Raw genomic sequence first — 17,528 nt, 5'->3', positions numbered from 1 at the left:
GGACCGCATGATCCGGCACGGAGTGCCTAGGGGAGGGTAACGACCGTCGCGGCGTACACGAGACCCGCCCCGAAACCGATGACGAGCGCGGTGTCGCCGCTCTTCGCCTCGCCGGTCGCCAGAAGCCGCTCCATAGCGAGCGGAATCGAGGCGGCCGAGGTGTTGCCGGTGGTGCGCACGTCACGCGCGACCGTGACGTGCTCCGGCAGCTTGAGAGTCTTCACCATCGAGTCGATGATCCGCTCGTTGGCCTGGTGGGGAATGAAAACGTCCAGGTCGGCCGGGCTGATCCCGGCCGCGTCCAGCGCCTGCTGGGCGACCTTCGCCATCTCGAACACGGCCCAGCGGAAGACCGCCTGGCCCTCCTGCGTGATCGCCGGGAACTTGTCCTTGGAGCTGTCGTACTCGGTCCAGGCCACCGTCTGCTTGATGGTGTCGGACTTGTCACCCTCCGAACCCCAGACCGTGGGGCCGATCGCGGGCTCCGGCGAGGGACCCACCACGACCGCGCCCGCGCCGTCCCCGAACAGGAAGGCCGTGGCCCGGTCCTCCAGGTCGGTCAGGTCGGAGAGCCGCTCCACGCCGATGACGAGTACGTACTCCGCCGAGCCCTCGACGATCATGCCCTTGGCGAGGGTGAGGCCGTAGCCGAAGCCCGCGCAGCCGGCCGAGATGTCGAAGGCGGCGGCCTTGTTCGTGCCCAGCTTGTCGGCGATCTCGGTGGCGACGGCCGGAGTCTGCTTGAAGTGCGAGACGGTCGAGACGATCACGCCGCCGATCTGCTCGGCGGAGATCCCGGCGTCGGCGATCGCCTTGCCGGACGCCTCGATCGACATGGCGGCGACGGTCTCCTCGTCGTTCGCCCAGTGCCGGGTCTCGATGCCGGAGCGCGAGCGGATCCACTCGTCGGACGAGTCGATCGTCTCGAGGATCACCTCGTTCGGCACGACCCGGGTGGGACGGTAGCCGCCCACACCGAGGATCCGCGCGTACGGGGCGCCCTTGCTGGGCTTGATCTTCGACATTGCTCTCCAGGCTCCTTGTCAGGCACCCGCCGCGTCAGCGGCAGATGTAACCGTCTCGGCGATGAGCTCGCGAGCAGCGTCGAGGTCGTCGGGGGTCTTGAGCGCCAGGGTCTTCACACCCGGCAGCGCGCGCTTGGCGAGGCCGGTCAGCGTGCCGCCGGGGCACACCTCGATCAGCGCGGTCACGCCGAGCGCCTTGAAGGTCTCCATGCACAGGTCCCAGCGGACCGGGTTGGCGACCTGGCCGACCAGCCGCGCGACGATCTCCGCGCCCGTGGCGACGGCCTGGCCGTCCTTGTTCGAGACGTAGGCGACCTTCGGATCGGCGGGCGTCAGGGCCTCGGCGGCCTTCGCCAGCACGTCGACCGCGGACGCCATGTGGTGCGTGTGGAAGGCGCCGGCCACCTTGAGCGGGACGACCTTGCGGACGCCCTCGGGCTTGTTCTCGTTCAGCACCGCGAGCTGCTCCAGCGTGCCCGCGGCCACGATCTGGCCGGCCCCGTTGACGTTCGCCGGGGTCAGGCCGAGCTTCTCCAGGTGCGCGACGCTCACCTCGGGGTCGCCGCCGAGCAGCGCCGACATCCCGGTCTCGGTGACGGCGGCGGCCTCGGCCATCGCCAGACCGCGCTTGCGTACGAGGGTCAGCGCCGCGGTGTCGTCGAGCACACCCGCGAACGCGGCGGCGGTGATCTCGCCGACGCTGTGGCCCGCGACGGCGCCGGGCACGATGGCGGCGCCCGCCGCGTCAGCGGCTGATGTGGCAGTACCGAGTGCCGCGGCCGACAGGATTCCGGCCGCGACAAGCAGCGGCTGGGCGACAGCCGTGTCCCGGATCTCGTCCGCGTCGGCGTGCGTGCCGTAACGGGCGAGGTCCAGTCCGATGGCGTCGGACCACGCGGCGACGCGGTCCGCGGCACCGGGGAGTTCGAGCCAGGGGGTCAGGAAGCCGGGCGTCTGGGCGCCCTGGCCGGGAGCGACGAGTACGAGCACTCTCACACTCTCTCTTGTGGACGGCCACGACCGCCCGTGGGGACAAGGACGAAGAACACGAGGGGGTTTTGTGGACCCCCGACAAAAGACTAGAGCTGGAGATCCCCGTCGGCCAGACGCCCCAGGATCAGCGCGATGCGCAGCGTGAACGCCGAACGTACATCGGAGGGCGACCAGCCGGTGACGTCAGTCACACGTCGGAGCCGGTAGCGCACGGTGTTGGGATGGACGAAGAGCATCCGGGCGGCGCCTTCGAGGCTGCTCGCCTGTTCCAGATAGACGGCGAGCGTCTCCAGGAGCGCCGAGCCGGCCTCCTCCAGCGGTCTGTAGATCTCCTCCACCAACTGGTCGCGGGCCGCGGGGTCACCGGCCATCGCGCGCTCCGGAAGCAGATCGTCCGCCAGCACCGGGCGCGGGGCGTCCTGCCAGGCAGAACACGCCTTCAGGCCGGCCGCGGCGGCCTGCGCGGACCGGGTCGCGGCCTGCAGATCGGGGACGATGGGCCCCGCCACCACCGGCCCGGCGGCGAACGGCCCGATCAGCGACTTGGCGACGGCGAGCGGGTTGTCGCTGCCGCCGGCGATGACCACGAGCCGGGACCCGAGCACCCCGGTCAGCACCTGGAGCTTGGCGTGCCGGGCGGCCCGCCGGATGGCCTCGACGGTCAACTCACTGTCACCGTCGGGCGCGTTGCCCAGCACCACGCACACATGCTCGGGCGAGTTCCAGCCGAGGGCGGCGGCCCGGCTGACGGCCCCCTCGTCGGCCTCCCCGCTCAGCACGGCGTTCACGACGAGCGACTCCAGGCGCGCGTCCCAGGCGCCGCGTGCCTCGGCGGCCTGGGCGTACACCTGGGCGGTGGCGAAGGCGATCTCACGGGCGTACACGAGCAGGGCCTCGCGCAGCACGTTCTCGTCGCCCGGGGCCGCCACCTCGTCGATGGCCGACTCCATGACCTCGATCGTGGTGCGCACCATCTCGACGGTCTGCCGCAGGGTGATCGCCCTGGTCAGCTCGCGGGGCGCGGTTCCGAAGACGTCGGTGGAGATGGCCTGCGGGGCGTCCGGGTGCCGGAACCACTCGGTGAAGGCGGCGATACCGGCCTGTGCGACGAGCCCGATCCAGGAACGGTTCTCCGGGGGCATGGCCCGGTACCACGGCAGCGTCTCGTCCATACGCTGGATGGCCTGCGCGGCGAGACGCCCGGACGACTTCTCCAGTCGCTTCAGCGTCGCGGGGTGCGGGTGGACATCGGGCGCGGCCGCATTGCCGGCGTGGGATTCGGGTTCGGGCACGGGACAAGACTGCCTTATCCGGACGGGAGTACGCGTGCCCGGGTACCGGTGAGGACTACGGTGGGGTCCGTGATGGACGTACGGCGCGCCACGGAGCGCTACCGAGGCGGTGACCCGGGGACCGGAATCCAGTCCCTGCACGCCTTCTCCTTCGGCCCGCACTACGACCCCGACAACCTCCGCTTCGGCGCGCTGATCGCCTGCAACGAGGAGCGGCTCGCCCCCGGCGCCGGCTTCGACGAGCACCCGCACAGCCACACCGAGATCGTGACCTGGGTCGTCGAGGGCGAACTGACCCACCGCGACTCGACGGGCCACGAGACGCTCGTCCGCCCCGGCGACGTCCAGCACCTCAGCTCGGCGGCAGGCGTCCGCCACGTCGAGCGCAACGACGGCCCGGTCCCCCTGACCTTCGTCCAGATGTGGCTGGCCCCACTGGAGCCCGGCGGCGACCCCTCCTACGACATCGTCCACGGCATCGCGGACTCCACCCCGTACGCCGTCCCCGAGGCGGGCGCGATGCTCCACGTACGGCGCCTGGGGGCGGGGGAGCGCACGGCGGTACCGGACGGGGCATACGCGTACGTCCAGGTCGTACGCGGCGAAGTGGCCCTGGACGGCGAGGAGTTGGGCCCGGGCGACGCGGCGCGCATCACGGACGCGAAGGATCTGGAGGCGGTGGGAGTGACGGCAGCGGAGCTGCTGCTGTGGGAGCTGACCGGTTGACCGGCGGTCCGTTGCTGGGGGCTCCGCCCCCAGACCCCCGGACCTATGCCCACCCACCACCCGACTGGGTCGGCCAGGAGGCGAGATCAAGGCCCACCCTTCGACCGACCGAGTCGGGTGGTGGGTGGGCAAAGGCGGGGGTTCCAGGGGGCGGAGCCCCCTGGGGACGGGACGGGAAGGGGCGGCGGGGGCGAAAGAAGCTCAGCCCCGCACCTCCGCCAGCACCGCGTCCGTGAACCCCGGCCACACCTCGACAGCCCAGGGCCCGAACGCCCGGTCGGTCAGCGCCACGCACGCCACCCCCGCATCCGGGTCGATCCACAGGAACGTACCGGACTGCCCGAAGTGCCCGAAGGTCCGCAGCGAGGACGACGACCCCGTCCAGTGCGGGGACTTGGAGTCCCGGATCTCGAAGCCCAGCCCCCAGTCGTTCGGGTTCTGGTGGCCGTACCCCGGCAGCACACCCTTCGTCCCCGGGTACTGCACCGTCATCGCCTCGGCGACCGTACGGGGATCCAGCAGCCGCGGCGCCTGGACCTCCGCCGCGAACCGTGCGAGGTCGTCCACGGTGGACACGCCGTCCTTGGCCGGAGAACCCTCCAGCGTCGTCGAGGTCATCCCCAGCGGCTCCAGCACCGCCTGCCGCAGATACTCCGTGAACGGGATCTCCGCCGCCTTGGCGATGTGGTCCCCGAGCTGCTCGAACCCGGCGTTGGAGTACAGCCGCCGCTCCCCGGGCGAGGCCGTCACCTTGTGCTCGTCGAAGGCCAGGCCCGAGGTGTGCGCGAGCAGATGACGGACCGTCGACCCGGGCGGCCCGGCCGGCTCGTCGAGCTCGATCGCCCCCTCCTCGTACGCGACGAGGGCGGCGTACGCGGCGAGCGGCTTGGTGACCGAGGCCAGCGGGAAGCGCTGCCCGACCGGACCGTGGGTACCCAGCAGGGTTCCGTCCGCCCGTACGACGGCCGCCGAGGCGGTGGGAACCGGCCAGTTCTCGATCAAGGCGAGGCTCTGCAAGGACATGCCGTCGAGCCTAAGCCGCTCAGAGCCGTAGCCCCATCGCGGGGTCCGGCTTGCGGGCGAAGCCGAGGGAGGCGTACAGCGGCTCGGCCTCCTTGGACGCGGTCAGCAGGACCTGGCCGGCGCCCCGCTCGCGGAACCAGGCGAGGAGTTCCTCCATGCACGCCCGCGCGTAGCCACGGCGGCGGGCGTCCGGGTCGGTGGCGACGCTGAAGACGTATCCGGCGAGCCCGCGCGGATTGCCCGCCTTGCCTATCCGGTAGTCGATGGTGCCGACCACCAGCGCCGCCAGCGCCCCCGGCCGCTCCGGATGGTCGACGACGAAGGCCGCGAAGTCCCCGTCGGGCTCGGACAGCCGGGCACGCAGGGCGGGCAGGCCCTCCGCGTGCCACTCCGTGTCCCCGGCGTCCGGCCCGGACAGCGAATCGATCATCACCTGGCGCAGACGCAGAACTTCCTCCGCGTCCTCGGTCGTGGCACGGCGTACAAGACTCATGCCCCGCACGCTAGTCAGCCGACCTGTGCGGCGTCCTGCCGATTTCTTACCGGTACCGCTTGCTTCGAGTGCACTCCAAGGTCATAGCGTTGAGGCCATGACGGTGATGGAAACCACGGGTACCAGTACCGACAGCTGTGCCGCCCCGGAGCATCAACCCGGTCGACGCCCGGACGGCCAGGACAGCTACACGATCAGCGAGGTGGTCGCGATCACCGGCCTGACCGCGCACACCCTGCGCTGGTACGAGCGCATCGGCCTGATGCCGCACATCGACCGCTCGCACACCGGCCAGCGTCGCTACTGCAACCGCGACCTCGACTGGCTCGACCTCGTCGGCAAGCTCCGGCTGACCGGTATGCCGGTGGCGGACATGGTGCGGTACGCGGAACTGGTCCGCGAGGGCGACCACACGTACACGGACCGCTTCGAGCTGCTGAAGGAGACCCGCGAGGACGTCCTCGCGCGGATCGCCGAACTCCAGGACACGCTCGCGGTTCTCGACCGGAAGATCAATTTCTACGCGGACGCCGGGCGGGCCCTGGCGTCGGAGAGGTCCTGATGACGTACGGCAAGATCCCCACGGTGCGACTCGGCGACGACGGCCCCGAGGTCGGTGTACAGGGCCTCGGCTGCATGGGCATGAGCTTCGCCTACGGTCCCACGGACGCCGGCGAGTCGAGGGCCACGCTGGAGCGGGCCCTGGAACTCGGCGTCACCCTGTACGACACGGCGGACGCGTACGGCGCGGGGGAGAACGAGAAGTTCCTCTCCCCGTTCTTCAAGGCGCACCGCGACGAGGTCGTGATCGCCACCAAGTTCGCCCTGTCCATCCCCCCGGACGACCCGACCCGGCGGGTCATCCGCAACGACCGGCCCTACATCCGCCAGGCCGTCGAGGCGAGCCTGAAGCGCCTCGACGTCGACGTCATCGACCTCTACTACATGCACCGGCGCGATGTGAACGTGCCGATGGAGGACACCGTCGCCGCCATGGCGGAGCTGGTGCGCGAGGGCAAGATCAAGCACCTGGGCCTGAGCGAGGTCACGGCCGACGAGCTGCGCACCGCGCAGTCCGTCCACCCGATCGCCGCCCTGCAGTCGGAGTGGTCGCTGTTCAGCCGGGACATCGAGGCGAACGTGGTGCCGACGGCCCGCGAACTGGGCGTGACCCTGGTGCCGTACTCCCCGCTCGGCCGCGGCTTCCTCACCGGCTCCTTCGCCAACGCCGACAAGGACCTGACGGCCGACGACTTCCGCCGCCAGCAGCCCCGCTTCACCGGCGAGAACGCGTCCGCCAACGTGGCCCTGCTGGACCCGATCCGCACGGTGGCCGAGGCCCACGGGGCCTCGCTCGGGCAGATCGCCCTGGCGTGGGTCCAGCAGCAGGCCTCGGTGCACGGCCTCCCGCTCGTCCCGATCCCCGGCACCCGCAAGGTCAGCCGTATCGAGGAGAACACGGCGGCGACCCGGCTCGAGCTGACGAAGGGTGAGCTGGAGCTCCTGGAGCCCATCGCGGCGAAGGTGGCGGGCGACCGCTACGCGGACATGACGTTCACTTCCGCCGGGCGCGAGTAGCTACGACTTCCGCAGGCCGCGAGTAGTTACAGCTCCGCCAGCAACTCCGCCTTCTTCACCGAGAACTCCTCATCCGTCACCAGCCCGGCCTGATGCAGCTCCCCAAGGTGACGGATGCGCTCGGCGATGTCGGCGGGGTCGCGGCGGGGGGCCGTCGTGGCCACGGCCGCGACCGGCCCGCGCTCGCGGACGGCGGCCAGCACAGCGGCCGCGAACGGCAACGACTCGTGCACCGGCCCGTATCCCAACCCGAACACCACAGCCGCCGGGTCCTGGTCCGCCTGGGCCGGCGGCGCCCCCGCGTCCCGCCGTACCAACCGCAGATGCCCCTCGAACACCTCCGGTGACCGCCACTCCACCCCGGTCAGCTCGGACACCGCGAAACTCTGGTCGCCGGCCTTCCACTTCGCCGACGACGCCCCGGTCCAGAACCACCGGAAGCGCACGGTCCTGCCGTCGAAGGACGCCTTCCCGTCGTACGCCTTGAACTGCAGCGGCACTTCGGGAGCCGGCACCAGAAACCTTTCGGCCGGCTCGTCGTCCTGCTTCAGCCGCGCGCGCAACTCGTCGGCGTAGTACTCGGCGAGCGTCTCCTTGCCGGCCGGCAGCACCAGCCGGTACGGATCGCACCCTTCCTTGAGCTGCCCCTCGGCCGCCTCCATCAACGGATCGGCGCCGGGGCGCGGTTGGGCACGCAGGACCACCGTCCCGCGTTTGCCGGGGGTGAGAGTCACCCCGGCGAGCGCGTCGAGGGGGATGCGGCGTTCCCCGAGTGCCTGGAACAGCTTGGGTGTTCGAATCCCCCGTTCGTAGCGGATGAGCACGGAGTCGGAGTCGAACTCCCAGGCGGCATGAAATCCGGCCAGTACGTCACCCATGCGGCTCATCGTATGCGGCACGAGCTCCTTCGTCCCCTCCCCGCGCATCCGTGGATTTCTCCTTCTCTACGCGCGTCCGGCCGACGCCGCCCCGGACAAACCCGCCCGGCAGGCTTCGGTATCTCCCGCACAGTGCACCGAGCGGTATACGCCAGTGCCGATGTCGGCGAAGTTCGACAGGCTCTCCGTGCCGGGCTCGAAGTAGCCGCTGTGTCCGTCCGCGCCCTGCGAGGACAGCACGCGCGCGCCGAACGCGGCGGACATCGGATCCGCCCCGTGGCCGAGCCCTCCGACCTCCAGGTACGGCACGTCCTGCACCCAGTCGTCGGCGTCCCGCATCGCCCACACATGCGCGGAGGTGTGCAGGCGGGACGCGTTCGCCACCCGCATCCCGGGGCTGCCGGCCACCGCGATGTCGGCCACCCGGTCCGGCAGGGTCCGCGCAGCGAGGCCGCACACCACCGAGCCGTAGCTGTGGCAGAACAGGGAGACCGGGGCGCCGCCGGGCAGGGCCCGCACCAGCGCGTTCAGCCGGACCGCCCCGTCCGCCGCGCGCATCGCGGTGGCCGAGTCGATGCCGAGCCCGCTGGGCGCGGTGTAGTCGGCCCAGGCGATGACGGCCGTACGCGTCGAGGGGCTCGCCGCGCGCTCGGCCCGGTACAGGGCCTTGGCCATGCCGACCGGCGCGGAGTACTGGCGGGTGGTGCGCTGGAAGGTGAGCAGGTCGGTGTCGACGCCGGGGACGACGACCGAGACCCGTTCCGCCTTGCGCAGGCTGCCGAAGACCTCGGCGACCCGGCCCGAGCCGTCGGGGTCGAAGGCGAGGATGTGGCGGCCCTTGGTCATCAGCGCGACATAGCGGTGCATGCGCCGGCCGGCCTCCTGCTGCCCGTCAGGGGTGAGCCGTACGTCGTGCATGCGTTTCAGCTCGACCTTGCGGGCCTGGTCGAGCGCGATGCGGTTGGCGCGGTAGCGCAGCTCGACGGGGGCGCCGTTCATGTTGCCGACGGCGAGCGGATAGCGCCTCACGAGGCTGCCGCGCTGCTGTGCGGTGAGTGAGGCGAAGAACCGGGCGAGACGGTGGGGGGTCGTCTCCTGCGGGTCGGGCAGCCGGCGCCCGGCGATGCGGCCGTGCTCCCAGTCCGAGAGCGATGCCTGGATCGCGGTGCTGCTCGGCTGACTGCGCAGTGCCGTCCAGCCGGTGGTGGCCAGCATCACGAACACCACGGCCAACGCGAGCAGTGCGCGCCAGACGTTCAGTTGCGGGGAGGTGTCGAAGGAAGTCACTGAAAGGACACACTAGGAGAACGAGAGGGTCTCGCGTTAACCAAGTGGCGTGAATCACGTTTGGACAAAACAGGGTCTTCGGTGCATAGTGCGGTCGCCTTCAGGCCGTTCGCCAGTTTCCGGTCAACGCCGGTCCCACCTGTTCGAGGTACGTGACCGTCAGGGCGCGGATCGCGTCGAGGCTGAAGTCCTCGCCGGTGCTCCACTGACGTTCCGTCACCCGTATCACCCCGCTGAACACGGCCACCGTCAGCCGGGGGCGCGGGTCGGTGTCCACGTCGAGGCCCTCGCGCTCGGCGAGCACCCGGGCGATGATCTCCTCGATCTCCGCGGAGCGGCGCAGATGGGCGGCGAGCAGGACGGGCGTCGACTCGATCACCCGGGACATGCGCAGATGCAGCTCCACGGGTACGACGGATTCGACGATCTCGTTGAGCGTGTCCCAGCCCTCCAGGACCGCCTGCCGCAGCGCCTCCATCGGCGCCTCGTGCGCCGGGCGCCGGCGCACCGACTCGACGAAGCGCTCCAGCGTCATCTCCTGGACGGCGAGCGCGGCCTCCTCCTTGTTGGCGAAGTAGCGGAAGAAGGTGCGCTGCGAGACGTCGACCGCCTCGGTGATGTCGTCGACGGTCGTCTGCTCGTACCCCCGGCCGACGAACAGTTCGAGGGCGGCCCTGATCAGCGCGTCACGGGTGCGCTGCCTCTTGCGCTCGCGCAGTCCCGGCCGTGCCGCGGTGTCCATGGGGTCTCTCCCTGCGAATAACAATCACTGTCGTGACAGTTACCGACTTGTGAATTGGTTTGTCAATTGTCAGCGGCTGTCATTAGCCTCGAACGCATGACTAGTCAGACCACCATCGACAAGACGGGGCCGGGGGACAAGGCACCATCAGCCCCGTCCGGCGGGTCGCCTGCCTCCGGGCTGCGCGGCCACCCCTGGTTCACGCTCATAACCGTCGCGGTCGGGGTCATGATGGTGGCCCTGGACGGCACCATCGTGGCCATCGCCAACCCGGCCATCCAGTCGGACCTGAAGGCGAGCTTCGCCGACGTCCAGTGGATCACCAACGGCTACTTCCTCGCCCTCGCGGTCTCCCTGATCACCGCGGGCAAGCTCGGTGACCGCTTCGGCCACCGGCAGACCTTCCTGATCGGCGTGGTCGGCTTCGCCGCCGCCTCCGGTGCCATCGGAATGTCCGACAGTATCGCGCTGGTCGTCAGCTTCCGGGCCCTGCAGGGCCTGTTCGGGGCGCTGCTGATGCCGGCCGCGCTCGGCCTGCTGCGCGCGACCTTCCCGGCCGAGAAGCTCAACATGGCCATCGGCATCTGGGGCATGGTCATCGGCGCCTCCACCGCGGGCGGCCCGATCCTCGGCGGCGTCCTGGTCGAGCACGTCAACTGGCAGTCGGTGTTCTTCATCAACGTGCCGGTCGGCATCCTCGCTGTCGCCCTCGGCGTGTTCATCCTGCTCGACCACCGCGCCGAGAACGCCCCGCGCTCCTTCGACATCCTGGGCATCGCCCTGCTGTCGGCCGCCATGTTCTGCCTGGTGTGGGCGCTCATCAAGGCCCCGGAATGGGGCTGGGGCTCCGGCACGACCTGGACCTTCCTCCTCGCGTCCGTCGTCGGCTTCGCGCTCTTCGCCTTCTGGGAGACGAAGGTCAAGGAGCCGCTGATCCCGCTGGCGCTGTTCCGCTCGGTCCCGCTGTCGGCGGGTGTCGTCCTCATGGTCCTCATGGCGATCGCCTTCATGGGCGGCCTGTTCTTCGTCACCTTCTATCTGCAGAACGTGCACGGTATGGGTCCGATCGACGCCGGTCTGCACCTCCTCCCGCTCACCGGGATGATGATCGTGGGCTCCCCGCTCGCGGGCGCGATGATCACCAAGCTGGGCCCGCGCGTCCCGCTGGCCGGAGGCATGGCCGCCGTCGCCATCGCCATGTTCGGGATGTCCACCCTGGACGCGGGCACCGACAGCGGCCTCATGTCGCTCTGGTTCGCCCTGCTGGGCTTCGGCCTCGCGCCCGTCATGGTCGGCGCCACCGAGGTCATCGTCGGCAACGCCCCGATGGAGCTCTCCGGTGTCGCCGGCGGACTCCAGCAGGCCGCGATGCAGATCGGCGGCAGCCTCGGTACGGCCGTCCTGGGCGCCGTGATGGCCTCCAAGGTGGACAGCGACCTCGCGGGCAACTGGAAGGACGCGGGACTCCCGGACCTCGCGCCGACCCAGCTGGACCAGGCCAAGGAGGCGGTCCAGGTCGGCGCGGCACCGGTCGCGCCGGGCACGCCGGAGGCGATCGCCGCGAAGATCACCGACGTCGCGCACGACACCTTCGTCTCTGGCATGAGCCTGGCGTCCCTGGTCGCCGCCGGGGTCGCCGTCCTCGCCGTCCTGGTCGCGATGCTCACCAAGCGTGGCGAGAACGCCGAGGCGGGAGCGGGCGTCGGGCACATCTGAGCCCGATCCGGGCGGAGTTCACCTATCCGGGTGACTCCGCTAAAGATTCCTTGCCTCCGGCATGTGCGGCGGGTGACATTGGGCCAACCGGGCTGGTTCCAACCCGGCTGGCGTTGATCGCATAAGACTCGGGCGTTCGCTGAGCGGCCGAGCCGCGTGAGTCAGGAATCCCCCTGTTTCGGCCGGGGGAGGGTTCAAAGTGGGTCAAGCCCTCCGGCCGACAAGGCCGCATGACACGGGGGGCGACCGGTCTGAGGCGCGCCGCTGGAGGGGGCGGCGCGCCGCAAGGCCGGAGGATTAGGCACCGCATCGGGGGTACTCGCATCGTCGAACCCGAAACGAACCCAACCAACCGAGGGGTTCAGGGAGTTGATGATGGCGGGCTTCGGACACGGAACGCGCAGGTACCCCCGCTCACGTAGCCGGACGTGGTCACGGAGCGGGCCGGATCGCGCGACGCTCGGAATCATCGGAGTCATCTGTGCGATCGCCGGATTCTTTGTGCTGGGGATCATCCTCGGCCCCGTCGCGATCGTCTGCGGCTGGCTCGCCATGGGCCGCAGCTGGGCGGGCACCCGCCCCGTCCCGGCCCTGGTCGCCCTGGTACTGGGCGCCATCGACACGCTCCTGGCGGTCATCTGGATCGCCGGAGCGGCAAACCCGGGCACGGGCATGTTCTGACCCCGGGGCGTGAGGGAAGCCGCTGCGCCCGGCCCGCAGAGCTGCGGGCAGTCGTGCCGCTGGGGCGGCACGGGTGGGCGCAGCGGCACCCCGCAAGCGCGGGTGCGCGATACCCACCCCGGCGGCGCAACGCCGGTCACCTTTTGACGGACGTCTCCTGCAACGCCGCGACCTCCGCCCGCAACGCCCGCACCTCGTCGGTCAGCAACCGGATCGCCTCCGTCTGCCGCCGCTCCTCCACGTCGTCCTTCTCGAACCGGGCGATGAACCACGCGGCGATGTTCGCGGTCACCACACCCAGCAGCGCGATCCCGGACAGCATCAGCCCCACGGCGATCATCCGCCCGAGGCCGGTGGCCGGCGCGTGGTCCCCGTACCCCACGGTCGTCATCGTCGTGAACGACCACCACACCGCGTCACCCAGCGTCCTGATGTTCCCGTCCGCCGACTCCCGCTCCACCGACAGCACGGCCAGCGAGCCGAACATCAGCAGCCCGACCACCGCCCCCGCGACATACGTCGTCAGCCGGATCTGCGAGGCCATCCGCGCCCGCCGCTGCACCAGCAGCAGCGTCGACACCAGCCGCAGCAGCCTGAGCGGCTGGATCAGCGGCAGCGCCACCGCGCACAGGTCCAGCCAGTGCGTCCGTACGAACCGCCGGCGGTCCTCTGCGAGGGCCAGCCGCACCAGGTAGTCGACGGCGAAGGCCCCCCACACCGCCCACTCGACCGCCGTGCACGCGAGGGTCAGCGACCGGCTCGCCGGGCTGACCACGATGGGCACGGCATAGGCGACGGCGAACAGCACCGCGAACGCCAGCAGCGGCCGTTGGGTCCGCCGCTCCCAACGCACCTGCGCCGATGGTTCCTTCATGCCCGCATCGTAAAGAAGTGGTGAAGCAATGAGGGCGGTGGGGCCTCAAGCCCCACCGCCCTCATCGGTCCTGCCGGGTCGCGCTACGCGTCGCCGCCCGCGGCCCCCGGGTCCGCCGCCGACACGTCGAGCAGCTGGTAGCGGTCGATGGCCTGCTTCAACGCCGACCGGTCGACCTTGCCCTCCTTCGCCAGCTCGGTCAGTACGCCCACCACGATCGACTGCGCGTCGATGTGGAAGTAGCGACGCGCCGCCCCACGGGTGTCGGCGAAGCCGAAGCCGTCGGCGCCCAGCGACTGGTACGTCCCCGGCACCCACCGCGCGATCTGGTCCGGAACCGACCGCATCCAGTCGGACACGGCCACGAACGGTCCCTCCGCGCCGGACAGCTTCCGCGTCACGTACGGCACCCGCTGCTCCTCCTCGGGGTGCAGCAGGTTGTGCTCCTCGCAGGCCACGGCCTCGCGCCGCAGCTCGTTCCAGGAGGTCGCCGACCAGACGTCGGCCTTCACGTTCCACTCCTCGGCGAGGATCTTCTGCGCCTCGATCGCCCACGGCACCGCGACACCGGACGCCATGATCTGCGCCGGGATCGACCCCGAAGTGCCCTCCGCGAAGCGGTGGATGCCCTTGACGATGCCCTCGGTGTCCACGTTCGCCGGCTCGGCCGGGTGCTGGATCGGCTCGTTGTAGACGGTGAGGTAGTAGAAGACGTCCTCACTGTCGGGGCCGTACATCCGGCGCAGCCCGTCCTGCACGATGTGCGCGATCTCGAAGCCGTAGGCCGGGTCGTACGCCACACAGCCCGGGTTGGTCGAGGCGAGCAGCTGCGAGTGGCCGTCCGCGTGCTGGAGGCCCTCACCGGTCAGGGTCGTACGGCCCGCGGTCGCACCCAGTACGAAGCCGCGCGCCAGCTGGTCGGACATCTGCCAGAACTGGTCGCCGGTGCGCTGGAAACCGAACATCGAGTAGAAGACGTACACCGGGATGAGCGGCTCGCCGTGCGTGGCGTACGACGAACCTGCGGCGATCAGCGAGGCGGTGCAGCCCGCCTCGGAGATGCCGTCGTGCAGCATCTGCCCGGTCGGCGACTCCTTGTACGCGAGGAGCAGGTCCCGGTCCACGGCCTCGTACTGCTGGCCGAGCGGGTTGTAGATCTTCGCGCTCGGGAAGAAGGAGTCCATGCCGAAGGTGCGGTACTCGTCCGGCGCGATCAGCACGAACCGCTTGCCGATCTCCTTGTCCCGCATGAGGTCCTTCAGGAGCCGCACAAAGGCCATGGTCGTCGCGATGGACTGCTGGCCCGAGCCCTTCTTCACGGTCGCGTACGTCTTGTCGTCCGGCAGCGGGAGCGGCTGCGAGCGCACCACGCGCGTCGGGACGTAACCGCCGAGCGAGTTGCGGCGGTCGTGCATGTACTGGATCTCCTCCGAGTCCCGGCCCGGGTGGTAGTAGGGCGGCGCGCCCGACTCCAGCTCCTTGTCGGAGATCGGCAGGTGCAGCCGGTCGCGGAAGCCCTTGAGGTCGGCGACCGTCAGCTTCTTCATCTGGTGCGTGGCGTTGCGGCCCTCGAAGTTCGGCCCCAGCGTCCAGCCCTTGATCGTCTTGGCGAGGATCACGGTCGGCTGGCCCTTGTGCTCCGCGGCCGCCTTGTACGCCGCGAAGATCTTCCGGTGGTCGTGACCGCCGCGCCCCAGGTGCAGGATCTGGTCGTCGGTCATGCCCTCGACCATCGCGCGCAGCCGGTGGTCGTCGCCGAAGAAGTGGTCGCGGATGTACGCGCCGGTCTCGGTGGCGTACGTCTGGAACTGCCCGTCCGGCGTGGTGTTCATCTTGTTGACCAGCACGCCGTCGCGGTCCTGCGCCAGCAGCGGGTCCCAGGTCCGGTCCCACACCAGCTTGATGACGTTCCAGCCGGCGCCCCGGAAGATCGACTCCAGCTCCTGGATGATCTTGCCGTTGCCGCGCACCGGGCCGTCGAGCCGCTGCAGGTTGCAGTTGACCACGAAGGTGAGGTTGTCCAGGCCCTCACGGGCGGCGATGGACAGCTGGCCGAGCGACTCGGGCTCGTCCATCTCGCCGTCGCCGAGGAACGCCCACACCTGCGACTTGGAGGTGTCCGCGATCCCGCGCGCGTGGAGATAGCGGTTCATCCGGGCCTGGTAGATCGCGCCGATCGGGCCGAGGCCCATCGACACGGTCGGGAACTCCCAGAAGTCCGGCATCAGCCGCGGATGCGGGTAGCTGGACAGGCCGTACGGCGCCTTCGACTTCTCCTGCCGGAACGCGTCCAGGTTCTGCTCGCTGAGGCGGTCGAGGAGGAACGCGCGGGCGTAGATGCCCGGGGAGGCATGCCCCTGGAAGAAGACCTGGTCGCCGCCGTCGCCCTCGTCCTTGCCGCGGAAGAAGTGGTTGAAGCCGACGTCGTAGAGGGAGGCCGAGGAGGCGAAGGTGGCGATGTGGCCGCCGACGCCGATGCCGGGCCGCTGGGCGCGCGAGACCATGACCGCGGCGTTCCACCGGGTCGCGTTCAGGATCCGGCGCTCGATCTCCTCGTTGCCCGGGAAGAACGGCTCAGCCCTGGTGGGGATGGTGTTGACGTAGTCCGTGCTGCGCATCTCCGGCACGGCCACGCGCTTCTCGCGGGCGCGCTCGATGAGCCGCAGCATCAGGTAGCGGGCCCGTTCCCGGCCGCGCTCGTCCACAGCGGCGTCGAGGGAGTCGAGCCACTCCTGGGTCTCTTCGGGATCGAAGTCAGGAACCTGACTCGGAAGGCCGCCAATGATGATCGGATTGCGATCGGATCCGGAAGCCACGCTGTTCCTTACCTGTCAGAGGGCTGCTTTGCGAGGGTTTCCTCGGGGTTTTCGTATGCCTGCACCGTTCCCCATCGTGTACCTCGGCGTCGCAAACGTCATCTCTACTGTGAGGTAATCAGAGCCTGGTGCGCACGGACGCCCCCAAGTGGGGTTCCCAAACGTACAAACAGGGCACATGGGTGTGGGCTGCATCACCTCGGACTGGGGCGGTGTGCCGTAGGTTGCGGCGACACGGCCGGTATCGTCACCGTTTCGGCGGTCCGAACGGCCGGGTACTTGCGCGATCGGTCCCGCCCGTGTGGACTACGGCCATTGCTTCGCGCACGCGCGTGGCTGAGACATTCACCAAGACATGATCAGGAGGCAACCCGTGAGCGCGACCGCGGACCACGCGGAGGAGCGGACGAACCCTGCCGTCAGGCTGGGGTTCCAGCCCGAGCAGGTGGTCCAGGAGATCGGCTACGACGACGACGTAGACCAGGAACTCCGCGAGGCCATTGAGGAAGTCATCGGCACAGACCTCGTGGATGAGGAATACGACGACGTCGCCGACGCCGTTGTGCTGTGGTTCCGCGACGAGGACGGCGACCTGACCGACGTACTGGTGGATGCCATCACGTACATCGAAGAGGGCGGTTCGATCCTGCTGCTGACGCCGAAGACCGGCCGGGACGGCTACGTGGAGCCGAGCGACATCTCTGAAGCCGCGACCACGGCAGGGCTGTCCGCGTCCAAGAGCGTCAGTGTCGGCAAGGACTGGAGCGGCAGCCGGCTGGTGACGCCGAAGGCCGCGAAGTCCAAGAAGTAGCCCGCAGCGCCGGACGGGCTGGTCAGTACTCGGCAGTGGCCGAGACCCCCAGCCCGTCCGAAGCCCTTCGGTGATCGCTGCGTAGGGTGGTTCTCACCCGAACAGCCCACGAAGGGACATCCGAGGCGATGGCGATCCAGGTCGGCGAGAAGGCCCCCGACTTCGAGCTCAAGGACAACCACGGCGCGACCGTGAAGCTGTCCGACTTCCGCGGCAGCAAGAACGTCGTACTGATCTTCTACCCCTTCGCCTTCACGGGCGTGTGCACCGGCGAGCTGTGCGAGCTGCGGGACCACCTGCCGCAGTTCTCCGACCGTGACACCCAGCTGCTCGCCGTCTCGAACGACTCCATCCACACCCTGCGCGTCTTCGCCGAGCAGGAAGGTCTGGAATACCCGCTGCTCAGCGACTTCTGGCCGCACGGCGAGGTCAGTCGCGCGTACGGCGTCTTCGCCGAGGACAAGGGCTGCGCGGTACGCGGCACCTTCGTCATCGACAAGGAGGGCCTCGTGCGCTGGACCGTCGTCAACGCTCTGCCGGACGCGCGTGACCTGAACGAGTACGTCAAGGCGCTCGACACCCTGTGATTCTTC

At 69.9% G+C, this 17,528-nt stretch carries 17 protein-coding genes; 7 read left to right on the top strand and 10 right to left on the bottom strand.

Annotated features, from left to right (window positions below; all coding sequences use genetic code 11):
* Positions 1-26: 26 nt before the first annotated feature.
* The 3 genes from AC5P09_RS22085 to AC5P09_RS22075 all read right to left on the bottom strand — a co-directional run bounded on the left by AC5P09_RS22085 (position 27) and on the right by AC5P09_RS22075 (position 3,310).
* Positions 27-1,025 (bottom strand): ketoacyl-ACP synthase III, encoded by a 999-nt coding sequence (locus tag AC5P09_RS22085; protein ID WP_307674527.1) that lies wholly within the window; start codon positions 1,023-1,025, stop codon positions 27-29.
* 18 nt (positions 1,026-1,043) lie between these two features.
* Positions 1,044-2,015: an ACP S-malonyltransferase gene (locus AC5P09_RS22080; RefSeq protein WP_493875554.1), complete on the bottom strand. Its 972-nt coding sequence runs from the start codon at positions 2,013-2,015 to the stop codon at positions 1,044-1,046.
* Between the two features lie 89 nt (positions 2,016-2,104).
* The gene (locus AC5P09_RS22075) at positions 2,105-3,310 is read right to left on the bottom strand and encodes a PucR family transcriptional regulator (RefSeq protein WP_266440056.1); all 1,206 of its coding nucleotides are present in this window, start codon (positions 3,308-3,310) and stop codon (positions 2,105-2,107) included.
* A gap of 72 nt (positions 3,311-3,382) precedes the next feature.
* Here AC5P09_RS22075 and AC5P09_RS22070 point away from each other — a divergent pair, with 72 nt between their 5' ends.
* Entirely contained in the window at positions 3,383-4,036 is a 654-nt protein-coding gene (locus AC5P09_RS22070; protein WP_493875582.1) for a pirin family protein, read from the top strand.
* A gap of 201 nt (positions 4,037-4,237) precedes the next feature.
* Here the strand turns inward: AC5P09_RS22070 and AC5P09_RS22065 are convergent, their stop codons facing one another.
* Both AC5P09_RS22065 and AC5P09_RS22060 read right to left on the bottom strand, forming a co-directional pair.
* Complete coding sequence (locus AC5P09_RS22065; RefSeq protein WP_493875553.1) at positions 4,238-5,059, bottom strand: serine hydrolase domain-containing protein; 822 nt, start codon at positions 5,057-5,059, stop codon at positions 4,238-4,240.
* A gap of 19 nt (positions 5,060-5,078) precedes the next feature.
* Complete coding sequence (locus tag AC5P09_RS22060) at positions 5,079-5,552, bottom strand: GNAT family N-acetyltransferase (RefSeq protein WP_493875552.1); 474 nt, start codon at positions 5,550-5,552, stop codon at positions 5,079-5,081.
* 97 nt (positions 5,553-5,649) lie between these two features.
* Between AC5P09_RS22060 and AC5P09_RS22055 the strand changes: the two genes are divergently transcribed.
* Together AC5P09_RS22055 and AC5P09_RS22050 are read left to right on the top strand one after the other, a co-directional pair.
* Positions 5,650-6,114, top strand: coding sequence for a MerR family transcriptional regulator (locus AC5P09_RS22055; protein ID WP_493875551.1), 465 nt, complete (start codon positions 5,650-5,652; stop codon positions 6,112-6,114).
* Entirely contained in the window at positions 6,114-7,130 is a 1,017-nt protein-coding gene (locus tag AC5P09_RS22050) for an aldo/keto reductase (protein WP_493875550.1), read from the top strand. Before AC5P09_RS22055 ends, AC5P09_RS22050 begins: the two co-directional genes overlap by 1 nt.
* A 26-nt stretch (positions 7,131-7,156) precedes the next feature.
* Here the strand turns inward: AC5P09_RS22050 and AC5P09_RS22045 are convergent, their stop codons facing one another.
* The 3 genes from AC5P09_RS22045 to AC5P09_RS22035 all read right to left on the bottom strand — a co-directional run bounded on the left by AC5P09_RS22045 (position 7,157) and on the right by AC5P09_RS22035 (position 10,037).
* Positions 7,157-8,017 carry a DUF4429 domain-containing protein gene (locus AC5P09_RS22045; protein WP_266448575.1) on the bottom strand — a complete coding sequence of 287 codons (861 nt, stop codon included), beginning with the start codon at positions 8,015-8,017 and terminating at the stop codon, positions 7,157-7,159.
* A gap of 57 nt (positions 8,018-8,074) precedes the next feature.
* Positions 8,075-9,295 (bottom strand): alpha/beta hydrolase, encoded by a 1,221-nt coding sequence (locus tag AC5P09_RS22040; RefSeq protein ID WP_493875549.1) that lies wholly within the window; start codon positions 9,293-9,295, stop codon positions 8,075-8,077.
* Between the two features lie 100 nt (positions 9,296-9,395).
* Entirely contained in the window at positions 9,396-10,037 is a 642-nt protein-coding gene (locus AC5P09_RS22035; protein ID WP_493875548.1) for a TetR family transcriptional regulator, read from the bottom strand.
* A 96-nt stretch (positions 10,038-10,133) separates the two neighbouring features.
* Here AC5P09_RS22035 and AC5P09_RS22030 point away from each other — a divergent pair, with 96 nt between their 5' ends.
* Complete coding sequence (locus tag AC5P09_RS22030; protein WP_493875547.1) at positions 10,134-11,753, top strand: MFS transporter; 1,620 nt, start codon at positions 10,134-10,136, stop codon at positions 11,751-11,753.
* A gap of 372 nt (positions 11,754-12,125) precedes the next feature.
* Positions 12,126-12,434 (top strand): small hydrophobic protein, encoded by a 309-nt coding sequence (locus tag AC5P09_RS22025; protein WP_493875546.1) that lies wholly within the window; start codon positions 12,126-12,128, stop codon positions 12,432-12,434.
* Positions 12,435-12,570: 136 nt separating this feature from the next.
* Here the strand turns inward: AC5P09_RS22025 and AC5P09_RS22020 are convergent, their stop codons facing one another.
* Together AC5P09_RS22020 and aceE are read right to left on the bottom strand one after the other, a co-directional pair.
* Positions 12,571-13,308 (bottom strand): potassium channel family protein, encoded by a 738-nt coding sequence (locus tag AC5P09_RS22020; RefSeq protein WP_493875545.1) that lies wholly within the window; start codon positions 13,306-13,308, stop codon positions 12,571-12,573.
* A gap of 83 nt (positions 13,309-13,391) precedes the next feature.
* The gene (aceE, locus tag AC5P09_RS22015) at positions 13,392-16,124 is read right to left on the bottom strand and encodes a pyruvate dehydrogenase (acetyl-transferring), homodimeric type (protein WP_493875544.1); all 2,733 of its coding nucleotides are present in this window, start codon (positions 16,122-16,124) and stop codon (positions 13,392-13,394) included.
* 373 nt (positions 16,125-16,497) lie between these two features.
* Here aceE and AC5P09_RS22010 point away from each other — a divergent pair, with 373 nt between their 5' ends.
* Positions 16,498-16,935, top strand: coding sequence for a DUF3052 domain-containing protein (locus AC5P09_RS22010; RefSeq protein ID WP_217240558.1), 438 nt, complete (start codon positions 16,498-16,500; stop codon positions 16,933-16,935).
* A gap of 128 nt (positions 16,936-17,063) precedes the next feature.
* The gene (locus tag AC5P09_RS22005) at positions 17,064-17,522 is read left to right on the top strand and encodes a peroxiredoxin (RefSeq protein ID WP_493875543.1); all 459 of its coding nucleotides are present in this window, start codon (positions 17,064-17,066) and stop codon (positions 17,520-17,522) included.
* Positions 17,523-17,528 lie beyond the last annotated feature (6 nt).

The organism is Streptomyces sp. a15, from assembly GCF_059026085.1.
Note: the sequence above shows the minus strand (reverse complement) of the source record. Positions and strands in the feature narration are given on the sequence as shown.